General features: G+C 57.0%; 15 protein-coding genes and 2 pseudogenes. 7 read left to right on the top strand and 10 right to left on the bottom strand.

Annotated features, from left to right (window positions below):
• Nucleotides 1–84 precede the first annotated feature (84 nt).
• The gene (locus AC2FF7_RS18075) at nt 85–420 is read right to left on the bottom strand and encodes a winged helix-turn-helix domain-containing protein (RefSeq protein ID WP_496906088.1); all 336 of its coding nucleotides are present in this window, start codon (nt 418–420) and stop codon (nt 85–87) included.
• An 86-nt stretch (nt 421–506) separates the two neighbouring features.
• On the opposite strand from AC2FF7_RS18075, the pseudogene AC2FF7_RS18070 reads away from it, so the two are divergent.
• Nucleotides 507–668, top strand: a pseudogene (locus AC2FF7_RS18070) (IS3 family transposase); the annotation flags it as partial.
• 74 nt (nt 669–742) lie between these two features.
• Here AC2FF7_RS18070 and AC2FF7_RS18065 read toward each other — a convergent pair.
• A pseudogene (locus AC2FF7_RS18065) lies at nt 743–1,174 on the bottom strand (type 1 glutamine amidotransferase domain-containing protein); the annotation flags it as partial.
• 255 nt (nt 1,175–1,429) lie between these two features.
• On the opposite strand from AC2FF7_RS18065, the gene AC2FF7_RS18060 reads away from it, so the two are divergent.
• The gene (locus AC2FF7_RS18060) at nt 1,430–2,011 is read left to right on the top strand and encodes a TetR/AcrR family transcriptional regulator (protein ID WP_480869770.1); all 582 of its coding nucleotides are present in this window, start codon (nt 1,430–1,432) and stop codon (nt 2,009–2,011) included.
• 194 nt (nt 2,012–2,205) lie between these two features.
• Here the strand turns inward: AC2FF7_RS18060 and AC2FF7_RS18055 are convergent, their stop codons facing one another.
• The 7 genes from AC2FF7_RS18055 to AC2FF7_RS18025 form a co-directional block, all read right to left on the bottom strand.
• Entirely contained in the window at nt 2,206–2,673 is a 468-nt protein-coding gene (locus AC2FF7_RS18055; protein ID WP_496906087.1) for an NAD-dependent epimerase/dehydratase family protein, read from the bottom strand.
• Nucleotides 2,674–2,867: 194 nt separating this feature from the next.
• Entirely contained in the window at nt 2,868–5,330 is a 2,463-nt protein-coding gene (locus tag AC2FF7_RS18050) for a CoA transferase (RefSeq protein WP_496906086.1), read from the bottom strand.
• Nucleotides 5,331–5,430: 100 nt separating this feature from the next.
• Nucleotides 5,431–7,086, bottom strand: a complete 1,656-nt coding sequence (locus tag AC2FF7_RS18045) for a GMC family oxidoreductase (RefSeq protein WP_480869776.1) — start codon at nt 7,084–7,086, stop codon at nt 5,431–5,433.
• 16 nt (nt 7,087–7,102) lie between these two features.
• Entirely contained in the window at nt 7,103–8,602 is a 1,500-nt protein-coding gene (locus AC2FF7_RS18040; protein ID WP_496906085.1) for a CoA-acylating methylmalonate-semialdehyde dehydrogenase, read from the bottom strand.
• Nucleotides 8,603–8,800: 198 nt separating this feature from the next.
• Nucleotides 8,801–9,607 (bottom strand): crotonase/enoyl-CoA hydratase family protein, encoded by an 807-nt coding sequence (locus tag AC2FF7_RS18035; protein ID WP_496906084.1) that lies wholly within the window; start codon nt 9,605–9,607, stop codon nt 8,801–8,803.
• 117 nt (nt 9,608–9,724) lie between these two features.
• Nucleotides 9,725–11,380 carry a BCCT family transporter gene (locus AC2FF7_RS18030; RefSeq protein WP_170356405.1) on the bottom strand — a complete coding sequence of 552 codons (1,656 nt, stop codon included), beginning with the start codon at nt 11,378–11,380 and terminating at the stop codon, nt 9,725–9,727.
• Between the two features lie 195 nt (nt 11,381–11,575).
• The gene (locus tag AC2FF7_RS18025; RefSeq protein ID WP_496906083.1) at nt 11,576–13,201 is read right to left on the bottom strand and encodes an AMP-binding protein; all 1,626 of its coding nucleotides are present in this window, start codon (nt 13,199–13,201) and stop codon (nt 11,576–11,578) included.
• Between the two features lie 286 nt (nt 13,202–13,487).
• Between AC2FF7_RS18025 and AC2FF7_RS18020 the strand changes: the two genes are divergently transcribed.
• From AC2FF7_RS18020 to AC2FF7_RS18005, 4 genes are all read left to right on the top strand, one after another.
• Nucleotides 13,488–14,378, top strand: coding sequence for a LysR family transcriptional regulator (locus AC2FF7_RS18020; RefSeq protein WP_480869782.1), 891 nt, complete (start codon nt 13,488–13,490; stop codon nt 14,376–14,378).
• 309 nt (nt 14,379–14,687) lie between these two features.
• Nucleotides 14,688–16,232 (top strand): caspase family protein, encoded by a 1,545-nt coding sequence (locus AC2FF7_RS18015; RefSeq protein WP_496906082.1) that lies wholly within the window; start codon nt 14,688–14,690, stop codon nt 16,230–16,232.
• Nucleotides 16,202–16,903 carry a hypothetical protein gene (locus AC2FF7_RS18010; RefSeq protein WP_480869786.1) on the top strand — a complete coding sequence of 234 codons (702 nt, stop codon included), beginning with the start codon at nt 16,202–16,204 and terminating at the stop codon, nt 16,901–16,903. The genes AC2FF7_RS18015 and AC2FF7_RS18010 overlap by 31 nt, the downstream gene beginning before the upstream one ends.
• A gap of 11 nt (nt 16,904–16,914) precedes the next feature.
• Nucleotides 16,915–17,319, top strand: a complete 405-nt coding sequence (locus AC2FF7_RS18005; RefSeq protein WP_480869788.1) for a hypothetical protein — start codon at nt 16,915–16,917, stop codon at nt 17,317–17,319.
• 4 nt (nt 17,320–17,323) lie between these two features.
• On the opposite strand, the gene AC2FF7_RS18000 is transcribed toward AC2FF7_RS18005, so the two are convergent.
• A complete protein-coding gene (locus AC2FF7_RS18000; protein WP_480869790.1) occupies nt 17,324–18,787 on the bottom strand; it encodes a caspase family protein in 1,464 nt (487 codons plus the stop codon).
• 150 nt (nt 18,788–18,937) lie between these two features.
• Between AC2FF7_RS18000 and AC2FF7_RS17995 the strand changes: the two genes are divergently transcribed.
• Nucleotides 18,938–19,993, top strand: a complete 1,056-nt coding sequence (locus AC2FF7_RS17995; protein ID WP_496906081.1) for an OmpA family protein — start codon at nt 18,938–18,940, stop codon at nt 19,991–19,993.
• The last annotated feature ends 2 nt before the right edge of the window (nt 19,994–19,995 follow it).

Here is a 19,995-nt window from a genome sequence, read left to right as displayed (position 1 = left end):
CATGATCGACTGATCCAAGGCACATAAAACACAAAAAAAGGCGCCCAAACGGGCGCCTTTCCGCGTTTCGCGGTAGGCTAATGGCTAAGCCCCCATGAACACGTAACCTACCCCGTGAACGGTCACCAGAATTTCGGGCGCTTTTGAGTTCACTTCAATTTTGTTCCGCAGCCGTCCAATTATCACATCTACGGTGCGATCAAAGGGTTGCCAGTCGCGACCTGATAGACAGTCCAGCAACTGATCTCGTAGCAGCACGCGCTTGGGGCGTTGGGCGAGATAGCTGAGCAGTTCAAACTCGCCTCGCGTGAGGTGAACGTCTTCTCCATTTGTTGCTGTCAACGTGCGTGCGCCGCGATCAAGAGTAAGCCCGTTGAACTCGAGCACCTCATCCTGTTCCGAATGAGGAACGGCCGGCATTGCGACCCTGTGCAGTATGTTCTTTGTCCGCACCAATAATTCGCGCAGGTTGACGGGTTTGTGCAAATAGTCATCAGCACCAATCTGTCAATCATTACAACCATCGACGCTATCACGAGAGCCTACAAAACCTCACCCCGGCCGATGTCTACTTCGGACGCGGGCAGACCATTCTAAATCAACGAGAAAGGATCAAACGAAAGACCATCGAAACGCGACGCTTGCTTCACCGCAAATCCGCCGCATAATCACATGAACCAGATGAGCCAGACCCTCTCTTAGCTCACGCCGCCATCTGTCCCAAAATCCCTGACGACGGACAGCCTTTGACGTTTTTCAAGACGCCGGGGGCATGGCAAACCAACGACACAGGTTTACCAGCACCATGGAAGGCTTCGATCAGGGCAATCGACTTCGCGTCTTCGGCGAGATCCCACAATGGGCCGTGGCCGCCAGGATAGAAGAGCGCGTCATAGTCTTCTGCATTGACGTCCGCCAACTTTTCAGTCGTCGCCAATTGAGCCATTGCCTCTGCATCTGCCTCAAATGCCCGTGTGGCATCTGTCTGGAAACCTTCATCTGCGCTTTTGGGGTCAAGAGGCGGCAATCCGCCCTTGGGAGACGCCAGTGTGATCTGAGCTCCTGCGTTTTTGAAAACGTAATAAGGAGCCGCCAGCTCTTCGAGCCAAAACCCGGTTTTCAGCCCGGTATCACCGAGTTTGTCATGCGATGTGAGAACCATCAGGATTTTCATGATTATGATCCATAAATGTTGCTTATATGTGTGTCCGCCCTTCCTTGGCCTGCAGCAACGAGAGGAGTGAGTCGCCACAGGGTAAGGTCGGTGAGCACTTCAACTATCCTGTATTAGACCGGTCGTTTAGTCATATCTTTCTGGCCCCAACCATACTGGCAAAGAATATTTTGTGCTCAACTGAGATATTGCGAACAGAGAAGATTAATATTAGACTGTTCGTCTAGTGAAATCAAATTCGCCTGAAGTAAACACATGAACACACGGTCTAATATCGTTGCAGCGGGCCAGACCCTGATCGGCCAAAAAGGTTTCAGCGCCGTAGGGCTTGCCGAAATCCTGAAGTCAGCCGGCGTTCCCAAGGGGTCATTCTATCATTTCTTTGCGTCTAAGGACGCATTCGGCGCCGCCGTATTAGACGATTACTTTGATGCCTATCATGCCGAAATGGACGAGATGTTTGGCATGCAAGGGCTCACGCCGGGCGAAAAACTCATGCTCTATTTTGCCAACTGGCGCGAACACCAGAGGCTTAACGACTGTCAGGGCAGATGCCTGGCCGTCAAATTGGGAGCAGAGGTTTCAGACTTCTCAGAGACCATGCGTCATGCGTTAAAGCAAGGAACGGACGGCATTATCTCGCGCCTTGCAAATGTAATCGAAACTGGAAGGGAAGATGGTTCGCTGCGGCCTCCATCGTCCAGTGAAGATGCCGCCGCCAATCTGTACGCTCTTTGGGTCGGCGCGAGCATCATGGTCAAAATCTCACGCGAGCAAGACGCCTTCGACGCGGCGCTGATAAACACGCGGCAGATGTTGAAAATGGCTGCGAGCTGACACAGGCTTCAGATACTTTCTAGCTTGTCACTGGTGTACACGGTGACTCCGTTCGCGGCGGTATGGGCGATTGTACCCACTGCCCGCGCGACCTGGCTGGTCTTGATGGGTCGATATTTTTTGAGTGGACCACATAGAAGAAAATTAAAGTGAGGCATAATGCGACCGGCCCATTTTTCTTTGAACCGATGGTCCTAGCGATCACCCAGCAACAAAGATGGTCTAAGTATATCGACAGAAGGATACCCAATCCTAGCGAGGTCACGTTCTGTCTCGCCTTTGACATTTGCATAGTAACTGGTAGACCCGATCCTTGCTCCCATTGAAGACACTAAAAGAAACCGCGTGGCCCCCTTTCGATACGCAATTCGGGCGCATTGCAGGACATAGTCATGGTCGATCTCGCGGAATGCCTCACGACTCCCGGCCACTTTCTGAGTTGTTCCAAGGCAACAAAACACTGTGTCCGCACAAAGGCTCGCGGCGACCGCTTCGATAGAACCCTTGTCCGCCAGAACCTGGACAACCTTATGTCCTTCGTACTTAATTGGCTTGCGATCGACACAAACAACGCGTTCCCAGCGTTCGTCACGTATTGGCAAGTCGACCAGTGCTCTGCCGACAAGTCCGGTTCCTCCAAAAACAAGAGCAGTCCCAGACATGAACGGAACCTTCAGCATCCATGGTTTGGGTTATGGTTTTCGTTCGATAGACGATCACCGGTCAGTGACGCTAAGGAATAACCGAACATCGGCGCGCGAACCTAAGCGGCACCTTGGGATCAAGATACCGCTTAGGTCTTTTTATTAACTGGGCAGGTATTCCCTGCTCCAGCTCTCGCTGACCGTGCCATCGTTTAACATTCCGTCAATGGCTGCGTCGTCATAGCCCAGCTCCTGCAGAACCGCCCGCGTGGACGTGCCGAATTTCTCGGCCGGGTCCAGCGCATAGACCGTTCCGCGCACAGGGCGGATGGCAAAGGGTCCAGCTGCGTGACCGTGTGGCCGCTGGGGTGATCTTCGCGCACCGAGAAGGAATAGCTGCCCCGGTCGATCCCCGGCGTGCCATCCGCGGGCCGCGCGTTGTAATAGCGCAGCGATTCGATGTTTTCGCAGATCGTTCCGCCCACATCCGCCGCCTGCAGACGTTCCGCCCAGTCGCTGGCGCGAGCCTGATAAAAGGCGTTGGCCAAAAAGGCGTCGCGATCCTCGGGGGCGACCTCTTCTAACCCTTCCAGACCCTCGACCGAAGCCAGACGGGGCACATCGTGTTCATAGGCGCTCAGCAGGATGAAACGGTCGGACGAGGTGTAGTAAAAGCGCGTCAGCGCGTCATAGCCGTTGAACTCACGGCCCGCCGGTTCGTCAAACAGCCCCCGGCGTTCATGGTCATAGCAGTAGGGGATCTGCGCCAGACCGCTGAGCGCCGCCAGCGAGGTGCGCGGACGCCCGACCTGACCGGTTTTAAGCTTTTGGTACAGCGCCGTCGCCACACCAAGCGAGCCGCCAAAGCCGCACATGACGTCAATGGTGCCCACATGCGCGTGTTCCTCGGGCGTCTCCATCGAGCCGCCAAAGCGCAGCATGATGCCTGTGGTGGCCTGCACCAGATCGTCATAGCCCAGATAGTTCGACCGCGGGCCCCGGCGGACGCCGCCAAAGCAATCCATCTTACAGAAGATCGCATCAGGGTTCAGTTTCGCTAGGTTTTCGCGGTCCAGACCCATCGACTGCACCTGCGCGTCGGTTGCGTTCCAGACGATGACATCGACGGATTTCACCAGTTTCTCAAAGATCTCGCGACCTTCGGGCGATTTCATATCCGCCAGAACCGAGCGTTTGCCCGAACCATGTGTCAGGCTGAAAATCACCGTGTTCCAGCAGTCATAAAACGGCTTGGCCGGGTCCAGCTTGATCACCTCGGCCCCGAAACGGGCCAGATAGGACACGGAATGCGGCCCGGCAATCACGTTGCACAGGTCCAGAATGCGGACGCCGTCCAGCCAGCCGGTTTTCTCTTCTTCAGGCACCGGGTCGGGCACCGCGGTTTCATGCGCGCGCAACGAGGCCAGAGCCGTGTCGAAATCCACCCATTCCCGGCCGCGCGGTTCGAGCATTTCTTCGCCGCTTTCCTCAAGCCAGACCATCGGGCCGGGCTGGATCATGGTGCCAAACTCGGGGTCTTCGACCTCGACCATCAGACCGGCGGTTTCGGCGTGATCATCGTGAATCCACTCCTGCAACCAGCGCTGAGGCGCGCCGGGGAATTTGCCGCGGCCGAAAATCCGCTCCCATTCCTTTGAGGTCCGTGTCAGGAACACCTCTTTCATCCGCTCGGCGATCTTGTCGGCCCATTCCTTTGGCAGGGGATAAACGCCCAGCGAAACGTCGTTCTTCCACTCGGACATGGGCAGATAGGTGTCTTCTTCCTCGGTCAGCCCTTCCTCGACCAGCTCATCATAGATGCCAAGCTTCTTGAGGCAGCGCTTGGCGTGGTCCTTGTGGCTAGGGCAGACCACATAGAACATCCGCCCGTCTTTACACTTGTAGGACCGGTAGAACGGGTCCAGCAATTCCTGCAGGTCTTCGTAGCTGACATTCATCGGCAGACCTTCGACTCGGCGCCGCTCGATCTCAAGCTCGCGCTGGGTCTTATAGCGGTCGGGATAGTCCTCGATCTTGATCGAGTTGTAGCTGAGCCCTTCCATCACGGCCGAGGCCAGCGGCACCTCGATCTGGTCGCCGTACCCGGTACGCTTGCGCGATTGCAGCGCCAGCACCACCGAAGACGCGGCCAGCATCGTGCCATAGGCCGAAGCCAGCGGCAGCGGCGAAAAGGAGGGGTTGATCCCCATCAGCACCCGGTTCAGGCCCATATCGGTGAACACGCCCGAAGACGCGGCGATGACGCTTTCATAGGCCCGCCATTCGCGGCGCAGCTCGTCATTCGAGGCAAAACCGGGGATCGACAGAGTGATCAGTTCAGGGCGGGCTTTGCGCATCTCGGCGAACTCCAGACCCATGCGGGTCATGGTGCCAGGACGGAAGCTTTCGACCAAAATATCAGCCTCGGCGATCAACTGGCGGACCTGATCCATACCTTCGTCGGTTTTCAGGTCCAGCGTCACAATCTGTTTGTTGCGGTTCAGCGTCGCATTGGCCGGGCTCTCCCACAGCGGACCACCGGGGATTTCCACCCGGATCACGGTCGCGCCGAAATCGGCCAGCACCATGGCAACGGCCGGGCCAGCGATATATTGACCAAAATCGATCACCTTGACACCGGCAAGCGGCAGCTCCGTGGACGTGTGACGTGTCATGTGCATTATCCCTGCAAAATGTCGGACCCGCAGCCCGATATGACGTGAAAAGCCCCGGGTCCGCCCATGAACCCGAGGCCAGATTTTTCTGATCGCCGCGTTAGCGGCCCGCCTGAATCCACCGCGCCGCCTTTTCCGCGATCATCAGGGTCGGAGCGTTGGTATTGCCGCTAGTGATCTCGGGCATGATCGAGGCATCGACCACGCGCAATCCCTTGATCCCCTTGACCTTGAGCTGAGGGTCAACCACGGCCGTCGGATCATCCGCGCTGCCCATCTTGGCGGTGCCGACGGGGTGGAAGATTGTGTTGGCGATATCGCCCGCCAGCTTGGCCAGTTCCTCATCGGACTGGTACTGGGTCCCCGGTTTCCATTCCTGCGGGTTATAGCGCTTCATGGCCGGTTTCGCCATAATTTCACGCACCTGACGCAGGCTGTCAGCGGCGACCTTGCGGTCATCCTCGGTGTCCAGATAGTTTGGCGCGATCATCGGTGCGTCGGTATATTTGCCCGACCGGATGCGCACATGGCCACGGCTGGTGGGGTTCAGGTTGCACACACTGACCGTGATCGCCGGGAAATCATGCAGGTCTTCGCCAAAGGCCTCAAGGCTCAGCGGCTGGACATGATATTCCAGATTGGCATGGGTGCGGCTGGGGTCCGACCGGGTGAAGGCACCCAGCTGGCTGGGCGACATGCTCATCGGGCCCGAGCGCTGCAGCGCATATTGCAGGCCGATCTTGGCCTTGCCCACCAGGCTGTTGGCCAGGGTGTTCAGGGTTTTGGCCCCGTCCACTTTGAACACGGCGCGGATCTGCAGGTGATCCTGCAGGTTCTCACCCACGGCGGGCGCGTCCAGCACCACGTCGATGCCCTGCGATTTCAGGAATTCACCATCCCCGATGCCCGACAGCTGCAGAATCTGCGGCGAGTTGATAGCCCCGGCGGACAGAATGACCTCGGCCTGCGCCTTGACGGTCACCGGCTGGCCCGCACGGCGGACAATTGCACCGGAACAGCGGATCGCGCCGTCATCAGTGGTGTCAAAGGTCAGACGCTCGACCTGCGCTTCGGTCCAGATGGTCAGGTTCTGACGGTCCTTCGCCGGACGCAGGAACCCTTTCGAGGTATTCCAGCGCCAGCCCGACTTCTGGTTAACGTCAAAGTAACCTACCCCGGCATTGTCGCCCGAGTTGAAATCGTCGGTCGATTCAATGCCCGCCTCATTTGCGGCCTTAGCAAAGGAATCCAGCACGTCCCATTGCAGGCGCTGCTTTTCAACGCGCCACTCGCCGCCATGGCCATGCAGGTCAGAAAAGCGGCTGTTGTCGCCAGTCGCCGGGTCCGCCCCGCCATCCAGCTTGTAGTGGTTTTCATGCGCCTTGAAGTCGAGCAAAGAGTTCTGCCAGCTCCAATCCTCTTCGCCGCTCAGCTTTGCCCAATTGTCAAAGTCACGCGCTTGACCCCGCATGTAGATCATGCCGTTGATCGACGAGCAGCCTCCCAGCGTCTTGCCACGTGGATAGCGCAGCGTTCGACCGTTCAGGCCCTTGTCGGGCTCGGTCTGGTACAACCAGTCGGTGCGGGGGTTGCCAATGCAGTACAGATACCCGACGGGGATGTGAATCCACGGGTAATTGTCTTTCTTACCAGCTTCCAGCAGCAGGACACGTTTCGACGGATCCTTGCTGAGACGATTGGCCAGCAGGCAGCCGGCGGTGCCGGCCCCCACGACGATATAGTCAAAGGTTTCCATGGTCAGTGCTCCGATCTCAGCGCGCGACGGGCATAGTGAACTCAGCGCCTTTTGAGATGCTTTCAGGCCAGCGCTGCATGATGGACTTCTGCTTGGTGTAGAAGCGGACGCCCTCTTCGCCATAGGCGTGGGTGTCGCCGAACAGGCTCTTCTTCCAGCCGCCAAAACCGTGCCAGGCCATCGGCACTGGGATCGGCACGTTCACACCAACCATGCCCACCTGAATCTGACGCCCGAACTCGCGCGCGGCGTTGCCGTCGCGGGTGAAGATGCTGACGCCGTTGCCGAACTCGTGGTCGTTGATCAGCTGTACACCCTCGGCAAAGCTGTCGACGCGGATGCAGGACAGAACCGGGCCAAAGATTTCCTCTTTGTAGATCGTCATGTCCTTGGTCACATTGTCGAACAGCGTGCCGCCCATCCAATAGCCATCCTCGTGACCCTCAACCGTGTAGCCACGGCCATCGACCACCAGATCAGCGCCTTCTTCGACACCTTTGGCAATGTAGCCGGTGATCCGCTCATGCGCCGCCTTGGTGACGATCGGACCCATCTCGGCATCCATCTCGACCCCGTTCTTGACCTTGAGGCTTTTCAGACGCTCCGCGATCATCGGCACGATCTTGTCGGCCACGTCGCCTACCAGCGTGGCCACCGAGATCGCCATGCAGCGCTCGCCGGCCGAGCCATAAGCCGCGCCCATCAGCGCATCGACGGCCTTGTCCAGATCGGCATCGGGCATCACCAGCATGTGGTTCTTGGCCCCACCCAACGCCTGCACGCGCTTGCCGTGACGGGCGCCGGTCTCGTAGATGTAATTCGCAATCGGGGTCGAACCGACGAAGGAAATCGCCTGCACGTCGGGGTGCTCCAGCAGCGCGTCCACGGCCACCTTGTCGCCCTGCACCACGTTGAAAACGCCATCGGGGAAGCCGGCCTCTTTCATCAGCTCGGCATACATCAGCGACGGAGTCGGGTCAGTCGGCGAGGGCTTCAGGACAAAGGTGTTGCCTGCCGCGATGGCGACCGGGAACATCCACATCGGCACCATCACCGGGAAGTTGAACGGGGTCACACCCGCCACCACGCCCAGCGGCTGGCGCAGGGTCCAGTTGTCGATGCCGGTCGAAACCTGATCGGTGAAATCGCCCTTGAGCAGCTGCGGGATACCGCAGGCGAACTCGACGATATCGATGCCGCGCTCAACCTCGCCGCGGGCGTCGGTGAAAACCTTGCCATGCTCGGCAGTGATGGCGCGGGCCAGCTCGTCCTTGTGCTCGTTCAGCAGGTTCAGAAACTTGTTCATCAACCGCGCGCGGCGGATCGGAGGCATGTTCGACCACGCCGGAAACGCCGCCTTGGCCGCCGCAACCGCCTTGTCCACATCCCCAACCGAGGCCAGATCAACCTGCCCCGTCAGAGCCCCCGTCGCCGGGTTGAACACGTCCTGAGTGTTGGTGCGCGCACCACCATAAACCTCGCCATTGATATAGTGGCCGATTGCAGTCGTCGTCATGGATGCCTCCTCCTTGGGTTGACCTCAATCTGCCAAATCCAAACAAAACAAATCCAATGACTAATCATACCAAGTGATATAAGCAGCGTTAATATATCACCGACCGGAAACGTATAATAAGTTGTTTTTAATAAATTAATTCTCCGGAAAACGAGTAGATTACGACTCCCTCAGCGCCCAAAGGGGACTCTCGATGAACTAACTGTCGGGTCGAATACGCGCGGCCGTCTTGTTGGCAAACGCCTCAAGTCGCGCGCGGGCATCAGTTTGAGTATTCACCACGCCGGCAACGACCGATTCGGCATAGGCCGCGTCCAAAGGAGACATGTTCTGCATGTGGCTGATCGCAGAGCAGATGGCAAAGTTGGTCAACGGCAGGTTCTCAGCCGCGCGGCGCGCAAGGTCCAACGCTTTGTCAAAGCTGGACCCCTCGACACGGTATTGCGCTAGGCCGATTTCAACTGCCTCCTGCCCCTGATAAACGCGGCCCGTCAGCATCATGTCGACCATGCGGGCCTTGCCAACAAGATCAGCCACCCGAATAGTGGCCCCTCCGCCGGTGAACAGCCCACGCTGGCCCTCGGGTAGAGCGAAATAGGTGCTGGCGTCGGCGACACGGATATGCGCCGCACTGGCCAATTCCAATCCGCCGCCCACAACAGCGCCAGTAAGGGCGGCGATCACGGGAACGCCGCCATATTCCATTTTATTGAACGCTTCATGCCAACGCAGGCAGACATGCATGAAATCAGCAGGACTGCGATCGGCCTGATGGTGCTCGACCAGATCGAGGCCAGCGCAAAAGTGATCGCCTTCACCCTTCAGGACAATCGCCGCGGCGCCAAGTCGAGGCGCGCTGCTGAACAGGTCAACCAGTTCATCAATCGTGGCAATATCCAACGCGTTGCGTTTGTTCGGGCGGTTCAGTCGCACAATCCAGACGCCATCTTCGTGTCGCTCAACGACCAGATTCTTCAGTTCACTCAGTTGGTCGAGGGTCAGCATCGTCTATCCTATGGCTTTTTGTCTGGGTCAAACATCTAACGAATTCTGGGGCCCGCGAAAGGGCGGGCACAAAAAAAGGGCGGGCGTTTTTACGCGCCCGCCCCGATTTTTCAGACCTTACTCGGCCGGTTCAGCGGCGTGAACGCTGGTCACGCCCAGCTTTTCACGGCGACTGTCACGGATGATGCCCTTAATCAGTGCAACACCCATCAGCGCCATCACCAGGCTGAACGGCAGCGCCCCAATCACCATCGCGGTTTGGATCGCGCCCAGTCCACCGATGATCAACAAGGCACCCACAACCAACGCCAGAGCCGTGCCCCAGAAGATGATGTGCGGACGGCCTTTGGGGCCTTCGTCACCGCCCGAGTTGATGGTGTTCACGATCAGAACAGCCGAGTCTGCCGAAGTGACCAGATAGGTCAGCAGCAGGATCACAACAATTACCGCCATTACCCAGGCAAAGCCAGACGACAGGATCACGTCCAGCATCGCAAACAGCTGTGCCTGCTGACCGGCACCCGAAATCGCATCACCAGCGGTGCCGTTCAGGGTCAGGTCGATGGCGGTGCCACCAACGATGGTGAACCAGACGAAGCACATCATCGAGGGGATGATGATCGCACCCAGCACGTATTCACGAACGGTCCGCCCGCGCGAGATACGCGCCAGGAACACACCCACGAATGGTGCAAATGCGATCCACCAGGCCCAGTAGAAGACGGACCATCCTCCCTGCCAGCTGGCCAGCGCATCGCCAGTTTCGGTACCATCAGCTTTCCAGACGTTGAACAGCATACCCGGCAACGCCACGATATAGTCGAACAAGCCGACAAACAGTGCTTGCAGGCCGAACAGAGCCGAGCCGAAGATCAAGAAGAAGGCCAGCAGGAAGAAGCTGAGGCCCATGTTGATGTTCGACAGCCATTTGATGCCTTTGCCGACGCCCGACAGAGCAGACAAGGTGGACGCACCCATGATGACCAGCAGAGCAACAACGATGGCAGCAGTGGTGGCTTTCCCATCTTCATTCAACAACCAATCGCCAACACCAATCCGGTGCAGACCGGCGACGAACTGTTCAACGCCAAAGCCCAGCGTCTGCGCGACGCCCAGAATGGTGGCAACAACGGCAACGATGTCGATCGCGTGGCCCAGCTTACCCGACAGCGCACTGCCGAACAGCGGTGCCAGACCCGAGCGAATGGTCAGCGGCAGGTTGCGGCGGTACGAGAAATACCCCAGCGACAAGCCAACCAGCGCATAGCACGCCCAAGCCGAGAAGCCCCAATGCAGGAACGACCACTTATAGGCATTGCGAACGTTATCAGCCGACGACCCTTCTGCCAGACCCTGAATAACCTCGGGGTTATTGGCAAAGTGGTACATAGGCTCTGCGGTTGCAAACGTCAGCATTCCGATGCCAATCCCCGCCCCGAACATCATCGAGAACCAGGAAAAGCTTGAAAACTCGGGTTTGTCACCGGGCAGGCCCATTTTCAGACGGCCAGTCGACGGGATCAGCGCCAGCACCACACAGACGATGATGAAGAACGCCACGACCCACGTGTACCAGGCCGCAAAGTTCGACAGCAGGAAGCTGTTCATTGCGCCCAAAACACTCGATGCGTTCTCTGGGAAGGCAATCGCCCAGAAGATCAGCGCACCGACTAGGATTTTTGACGCGATGGTGACGTCTTTGCTGAAGCCATCATAAAAGCCGCCTTCGCTGACTTCGATGGGCAACTCCATCAGTGGTGGTTCTTTTGCCATTTATGTTTCTCCTCCGTGATTTCGTAAAGTTCGCACTTAAATTAGGTGGTCATTAAGCACGATCCGCCCGGCACCTAGGTCTCCGTCTTGTGTATCGAGCGGTGTTTTGTGTTCGAGTGTCTCTCACCCTAAACCCGTTTTTCGCGCCTCAGAGCGTTGATCGCGCAAACGTGCTTCCGGTGTGACTGTATCCATCTACTCCTTTGCGGCTTTGGCGGTTTCCCGCAGCTGGAATTTCTGGATCTTTCCGGTCGATGTCTTGGGCAACTCAGCGAAGATCACCGATTTAGGAGTCTTGAACCCAGCCAGATTTGCGCGACAAAAGCTGATGATTTCTGCTTCGTCAGCCTCGTGACCCGAGCGCAGTTCAACAAATGCACATGGCACTTCCCCCCATTTCGGGTCAGCCTTGGCAACAACCGCCGCTGCTTGAACTGCCGGGTGGCGGAACAACACGGCCTCAACCTCGACCGACGAGATGTTTTCGCCCCCCGAGATAATCACATCCTTCAACCGGTCGCGTATTTGGATATAGCCGTCCGGTTGAATAACGGCGGCATCACCAGACCAGAACCATCCATCCTTGAACGCCTTGGCCGTGGCTTCGGGATCTTTGTAATACCCCTTCATCACCGTGTTGCCCCGAATGGCAATCTCGCCTTGCGTTTCGCCGTCGCGCGGAACTTCTTGCCCGGTCTCGCTATCCAGAACCGTCACATCTTCGACCATTGGGAAAGCGATACCCTGCTGGGCTTGCAGCTGGGCTTGCTCCTCGGGGTGCTTGTGATCCCAGTCATCCTGCCACAAGCACTGCGAGATATGGCCATATGTTTCGGTCAGGCCGTATACCTGCATGACGTCCAGACCCATCGCCTTGGTCTTTTCCAAGACAGAAGGCGGCGGCGGCGCACCAGCGGTAAGGACACGAATTGAGGGATCAAACGGCGCGGCATCGGTATCTTCGTGCTCCGCGATCATCTGAAGTACGATAGGCGCTGCTCCTAAGTGGGTGACACCATGGGTCCGGATCGCGTCCAGAACTTTGTCTGCTGCGGGCGTCCGCGTGAAAACCTTGGTTCCGCCCAGAATAGCCATCATCCACGGATGGCCCCAGCCATTACAATGGAACATCGGGACCACAGACAGATAGATCGGATAGTGCGGCATTTCCCAAGCGGCAACAGTACCTAAAGCCATCAGATACGCACCGCGGTGGTGATACACGACGCCCTTCGGGCGCCCCGATGTGCCCGACGTGTAATTCAGAGCGATCGCATCCCATTCACTGGCTGGCGAGACCAACAGATCAGGATCGACAGGAGCAGCGGCGAGGTCCTCGTAGTTTCTGCCACCCAACGTGTCGGACCTTGGCGCATTCACATCGTTGATCTCGACCACTGGGACCGTGCGGCCAAGCCGCTCGAAAGCCTGCGACAGGAGGGGAACGAACTCACGATCAACAATCACCAGTTTGGTATCTGCATGATCCAGAATGTAAGCGATCGTTTCGGCTTCCAACCGTGTATTGAGCGTGTTGAGAACCGCGCCCATCAGCGGGATGGCGAAATGAAGCTCGAACAATTCCGGGATGTTCGGGCTTAGGATAGAAATCGTGTCGCCCTTGGACAAACCCAACGCCTTCAAGCCGCTTGCAACAGCACTCGCCCGAGTGGCTATATCGCTCCAATTGCGGCGAACATCCCCATAGATAACCGCGACACGGTCTCGATGGACCGAGTTTGCCCGCGACAAAAACGAAAGCGGTGAAAGCGGTACAAAGTTCGCTGCATTTTGCGCCAATGCGTCATAGTTGTGCTGCATGGCCTTTCCTCCCAAACGACCAGATCAGTTTTTTAGCTTGCCGCCAACTGTTGGCGGCTCAGAACGTTCAGGAAGAAAGCTCAGTGGCACTGTCAGCGCCGAAACAGGAACCCGTCAAGCCACCACACGCCACGAGAAGACGTAGTTAACTTTTTGGAAACCAACCCGGATCACTTCTGGCGCATTGTGTCTTTTTCTGTCTGACTAATTTCTGGTCCGCGTTGTTTAATTAGAATGCGGATTCTGTAAAATATGGAAAAATTTTTAAGGGGTATCGAATTTTTCAATGTCACGACGTACACCGACACTCAAAGGCCTGCGCGCCTTCGAAGAAGTCTACATTCTGGGTAACTTTACTAGGGCCGCCGATGCCCTGAACGTCCAACAGCCAGCAATAAGTTATCAAATCAAACAGTTAGAAGAAGACTTGGGGACTCGTCTTTTCCTGCGAAAAAACGGCAAGCTTGAGCCCACACCGCCAGCGCATGATTTGTTTCACTCGGTTTCACGAGCTTTTGATGGAATCCGCGAGACATCGGCCCGGATTCGACGTGCCGATCAAAAGCAGGTCTGGACGATCGCAACGTATGCCGGTGTCGCCGCGCATTGGGTGTCACCCCGCCTACCGGCACTTTCCAAACACCTAAACGTGCGCACCAAAGTCGTAACGCTAGTAACGGATGCTGACTTGTTTCGAGAAGAGGCAAATTGCTGGATTGCATTCGGAGACGGATACTGGCCCGGGTTCGAGTCCCGCCTGTTGATCCGGGAACGTGTTTTCCCGGTCGCGTCGCCCAGCGTCGCCCGGCAGATTCTTAAATTGAAGGACCGGATCGAAACCGGAGGCGTTCCCTTCATCGAACTGGAAGACACCGAGCACCGCTGGTTGGACTGGCAATCCTGGCTTGGGGCCAGTTCCGAGAACTGGAACTTCTTGGACAACCGGATCATCGTAAACGATCATGGTATGGCGCTACATCTGGCGCTGGCAGGATCAGGGATCGCACTGGGGTGGCACGGCGTTTTACAAGGCCACCTGAACGCCGGCAGTCTTGTTCAACTTTCCCAGTACGAGGCTACCTCCTCCAGTGGATATTGGCTTTTGGGTCGCAAGGGTTTTTTTCAATCCGAAGAAGGTCAGAAAATCTACGATGCCCTCGCTCCAGAAACCGACTAAGGACTGGATAGTGGTTCCCAACACTACTATCGGAAAACATAACTTTTCCGCAGGATCAATGTCTGTACAAGTCGACCTAGTCTATGTTTAACAAGCCTGCCGCTACAGCCCTAAATGCCGGCCAATAAAATGATGCAACAGGACGCGCGCATATTATTGACGCACGGCTTTCAGCAAACCCTCTCGGCTGCTCTCAACAAACACTGCCCGGACAAAAACGCCTAACCGAACCCCGGTGACTGAGCGTCCCAAATCAGATTGTTATCTGTTCATCTGTTGGGCTATCGTGAAATCATGTGCCAGACCCGCATGACCATCGGAATACCCATCATTCTACTGTGTTTGGCTTTGAGTGCGGCACAATCCTACGCAGCCGATCGCGTCGCATTATTGATTGGCAATTCGGACTATGCCACGCAGGAAATGTCACTGCGCAATCCCGGCAACGATGTCGAAGCTTTGGGCAACACGTTGCAAGAGCTTGGTTTCACGGTCATTCAGGCCACAAACCAAAACGCACGAACCATGCAAGAGGCGGTAGACAAGTTTGGTGCTATCTCAAAGGGCGCTAAGATGGCCGTGTTCTTCTATGCCGGGCATGGGGTACAGATCGGCGGGGCAAATTACCTGATCGGCACCGATTTCAACGGAAATAGCCTGCAGGCACTAAAACGAAGTTCGATCACGCTGGACCGAGTGCGGGACGTTATGACCAAGGCCGGGCCCGATGTCGGCGTCCTGCTTTTGGATGCCTGCCGTAACAATCCGTTTTCCGACAAGGGCCTCGTCGAACATGGCCTTGTCAGAATGCGTGGCGGAGCGGGTTTGTTGATAGCCTACGCGACAGACCCAGGAAACGTGGCGTATGACGGGCAAGGAAAGAACAGCGTTTTCACCAATGGGCTACTGGACCATATTGCGACGCCGGACCTGGACGTTCGACTGATGTTGGGTCGTGTCCGCCAGCAAGTGGTTTTGGAAACCGATGGGCGCCAGATCCCTTGGGTCGAGGAATCTGTGCTGGACGAACACAGTTTTGCACCCGGCCTGCCCAACAGTTCGCCCAAAGACGAAATCACTGCCGATCTGGAACATTGGAGACGTATCTCTTCCAGTTCGGACAGCCGGGAATTCAAAACTTACTTGAAAACCTATCCCGATGGGTTGTTTGCCACATTTGCCCGAGAACAGCTGGCATCCCTTGAAACGCCGGCGGCGACTCCGCTGACACCGGTCAGTGCCACATTCACACAAGCCGATCCTCAGAAGCTTGCGACCGCCTTGATGGCATTGGGGCATCTCAAAGAACCGCAGTCTTCTGACCTTGGCCCTGCACTGGACAGCTATAGGAGGGGTTTGCCAGCTGCGGAAACAGCCACGCCGGAGCGGCTATTTGAAGACGCGGCACAGGTTTCGGTGTATCTGGCGGTCACAACGATGCAAAGGCTGCGCACCGACATTATAGCCCTTCGCAGCGTCGAGCGCACACTGACCATTGCCGAAGATGCTTTGAAGCAAATAGAAGACATCGCCCGTTCAAATGCAGACGCATTGCCGGTTTTGCAACAGGCACGCAGTGATATCTACGACATCTACCGGTCGCGCGGGATTATCCTGCGCCGTCTGGACCAGAGCCGCAGTTATTATGATGAGGTACTGGCCCGTGCTGTTATTTTTTTTCCACCCGACATTGATGCTTCGATTGTCAATCCTGCATCAGGGTCACGTAATCTCGATTTTGCCAATGCGCAACTGACGCAGGACGCGGGCTTGTTCCTACGGCATGTATCGCAAGCAGATGATAGCAGAAAAGGAAGTTACCAATGGCTGGCCGATCTTATCCCTCCCGAATAGGTGCAAGCCTTGTTGTTGCGACCTTAGTCCTGGCGGCCTGTGGCGACAGCACTCAGACGTCGGCTCCAGCAACCACCCCCTCGGGCATGACACAAGCCGAGGCCAATTTGGTCAAACAGGCGGCAGCCATGCAAAAGACAATCCTGCAGGGCGCAGTCGCCGGAGGCGCGGTAGGCGGAGGGATCGGCTTTGGTCTGGGTGGAAGTGATGATGTGGGCACAGGCATCTCGATCGGTTTTGGCGCCGGGGCTTTAGCAGGGACTTACGTCGCCTTCGTCCAGCGCAGCTATGCAGGGCGTGAGGCGCGTTTGCGACAGATCAAGAAAGACCTGGATCGCAACACAACTGAAATGCAGACGACATTAACCGTTATGAACCAGGTTCTGGCTGCACAGAAAGCCGAACTGGATGCACTGAACGCAAGCATCGCCGCAGGCACGGCCGACCCATCGCAGATCGAAAGAGAACTGGCCGAAGCCAACGTAAACTTGACCCAGATGGAACTGGCCATTGACGGTGCCGCCAAACGACAGGCCGAATTCACCGAGGCCCGCTCTCTTACAATTGCCCGCGGACAGGCAACTTCACCAATAGATGCGGATCTTACGGCTTTGTCGAACCAGATCATGCAGATGCGCGGGATCGCCAGTGATCTGGCGTCGTCGTTGTGACGGATGCACGAATGATCCGCTTTACCGCCCTAGCCTGCCTGTTTCTTACCGCGTGCCAAACCACGACTGATCCTGCAGACGGTGGGTTCTTCGCCGGTGTTTCTGGAATTACTACCGGTGCCTACGACGATCGTATCACCGCAGCCGAAGGGGAAGTGGCCACGGCGCAGGCACGAAATGATGCGCTTGCTGCGCAAATTCGATCGTCGGAATCTGAACTGGCCAATCTCAAGCTCAAAATTCTACAACAACGCGACGCAACTGGCGGAGGCGACGCAGCAACGGCGGCTCGCATCGACCGTGTTTTGAACGACACGCCTGGGGGGGCTACGCCGGAAGCCAGACTGACGGCCCTGCAAAAAAGCATCTCGGACGCGCGCGCACTCAGCGCCGATTTAGCTAAACTGTCGGGTTAAACGTTTAGCCCTGACATCCGCCCAATGCCCAACGGCGCAGGTTGACTTTCAAACCGCCGCCAAAGGGGTGTTGCTTGGCGACATTCCCGGCTTCGGGGCGGTTGACATAGGTCTGGGCCTGATTGCACAGGTCCTCGGGCGTCCACTGGTGGCAATTCGAACAGGACTGGTCTTTCCACAACTCATCCGGCAAACCCTCGATCGGAGGGAACAGTGGCGCGCCTGCCACCAGTTGGTTAATCGTTTGCCCGCGCACATGGTCGTTGCCGAAATCCAGTACAGAATCGAGCGTCATCGGGGTGTTGCCCGGTGGTCCTGTTTCTGACAACTCACCATCCGCCTCGGTCTTACGGGTCACGGTTTCCTCACCGTATTTCAAGGCAGCCAAACGATCGGCTGCTTTGCCCGAGAACACCCCTTCAGGGAAACTCTGCAGATAGACCTCATATGCGTGGACTGTGTCATCAGCCAACGCCAGTTCGTACATCAGGCGTTCGGTTTCATTTGCCTCGATCACCGTTTGCTCTGGCACTTTGGGTTGCGGCGCGGTTCCAAAGGATTCGGCTAGAACGGTCTGCAAAAGATCGCTTGCTTCGGCAGCATAAGCGCTGTCTGGATAGGCGCGCATAAACAGCATGATCTGAACCGGATCACGCGAAGTCGTTGCCTCCTGCCAAAGCTCCTCTTCGCTTCGGGTCTGGACGGTGGGCGTCTGAACCTGCGATGAGAAGGCAAAATCCTGTGTCAGGGACGAGGTATCCCAAGGCGTTTGCAACCCTCGGGTCTGATCCAGAACATCCACGCGGACTTTCTTGAACAAGTGCTCAATAGCCATACCCGGCGTTTCAATGTGTTCGGCCAAGCTCAACGTAAACGGGCTGTTACCCTTCTCACCATCCAGTGCGACGCCGCCGGGATCGGTAGCATAGGCTAGAAATGTGCCTGTGGGGGCTTTCATCTCGGCCAGGCCGTTGTCATCCATATCGGCCAGATTTTCGAACGGGTTGTTCCGGCAGGCATCCAGAATGACGATATTGGTCTTGTTATGCGCCGAGGCCATCTGGTGCAGGACCGAACGCGCCTCGACCGCCATTAAATCAAGATCAGCGGGGTCGCTCAGCGAGATATCGACAGGCAGCAAATAGTTCGATCCAAAGGACTGCACCCCGTGGCCCGCATAGTAGAACAACCCAACCGCATCCTCGCCACCCTGCCGCAGATCGCGACCAAACTGGGCAATGGCGCGCTTCATCTCGATCTGCGTGCTGTCAGTCAAATTGCGAACGTCGAACCCAAGGCCCTTAAGTTTTGCCGAGATCAGCGTGGCGTCATTAACCGGATTGTCCAATGGCGACACCGACGCATAAGCCGAATTGCCAATAACCAATGCGATCCGCGGCTCGGCCATCGCCGGCGCGGCCCACGAGATCGAAATCATCGCAATCAGAAAGTAAAAAATGCGAAGCACGTCGGGTCCTTTGTTTCGGGTCCTTTATCACGCCCGTGACGCCATGGCATCACGTAAGCCTGATTATATTTAAATATGTCATTTGACTTTATTGTGGCCATCGCCTGACATATCCCGAATTGACCAGCAAGCATAGGAAGAGGTTCACACATGCCAGGCTCAAACTTGATGCGAAGCATTTGTGCTGTAGCCATCATTTTGCTGTCTAACGCAGCATGGGCGCAAATCGCGGATCCGTTTGAACATGGCTGGACGTTGGATGCAGGCGCCTCGGAATTGCAATTTCTATCCGTCAAGAAAAGCTCGGTCGCAGAGAACAGCGGTTTCGCCAGCCTGTCGGGCGTGATCGGCCCCGATGGTGCCGCCGAGATACGGGTGCAGATGGACAGCGTGGACACCAAGATCGACCTGCGAAACGTGCGGATGCGGTTTTTGTTCTTTGAAACCTTCAAATACCCCGAGGCCATCATCACCACCCAGCTTCCTCCCGAAAAACTGGTCGACCTGCATCAGGCGCGGCACAAGATTATCGACCTTCCCTATTCTCTGTCGCTACACGGTGTGACCAAGGACGGCGTTGCGCAGGTTGCGATCACTCTGGTCGACAACGACCGCGTGGCCGTGGCCAACACCACACCGATTGCCATCGCCCTGCCCGATTTCAACTTGGAAGAAGGCCGCGGCAAGCTTCAAGAGGCCGCGGGCGTTGACATCCTGCCCTTCGGTTTTGTCAGCTTTGGCTTCGTGTTCGACCGCGCGAAGGCGGGCACGCCCCCGCAACTGGTCGCGGCCTCGGCCACCCCCGGCGCTGCGGCGCTTGAGACCAAGGGCAATCTGGACCGCGAAGCCTGTGAAGGTCGGATGGAGATCCTGTCCCGCACCGGAAACATCTATTTCTCATCGGGCAGCGCGCGCTTGTCCGAAGACTCTATCCCACTGCTGACGAACCTGCATGACATCGTGAACCGCTGCCCGGAACTAACAATCGAGATCGGCGGGCATACTGACAGCGATGGCTCAGACACCGCCAACCGTGTGCTCAGCGAACGGCGGGCGCAGGCGGTGAACGCCTATTTGGTAAATCAGGGGATCGCGCCGGAACGTCTTGTGACCGTAGGCTATGGCGAAAGCCGCCCCGTGACCTCGAACGACACGGCTGAGGGCAAACGCCGCAACCGCCGGATCGAATTTGTGCCGGTGAACTAGAG

Source organism: Ruegeria sp. YTSC325, from assembly GCF_059609525.1.
The sequence above is the reverse complement of the archived record's forward strand: the minus strand, read 5'-3'. Positions and strand labels throughout refer to the sequence as shown.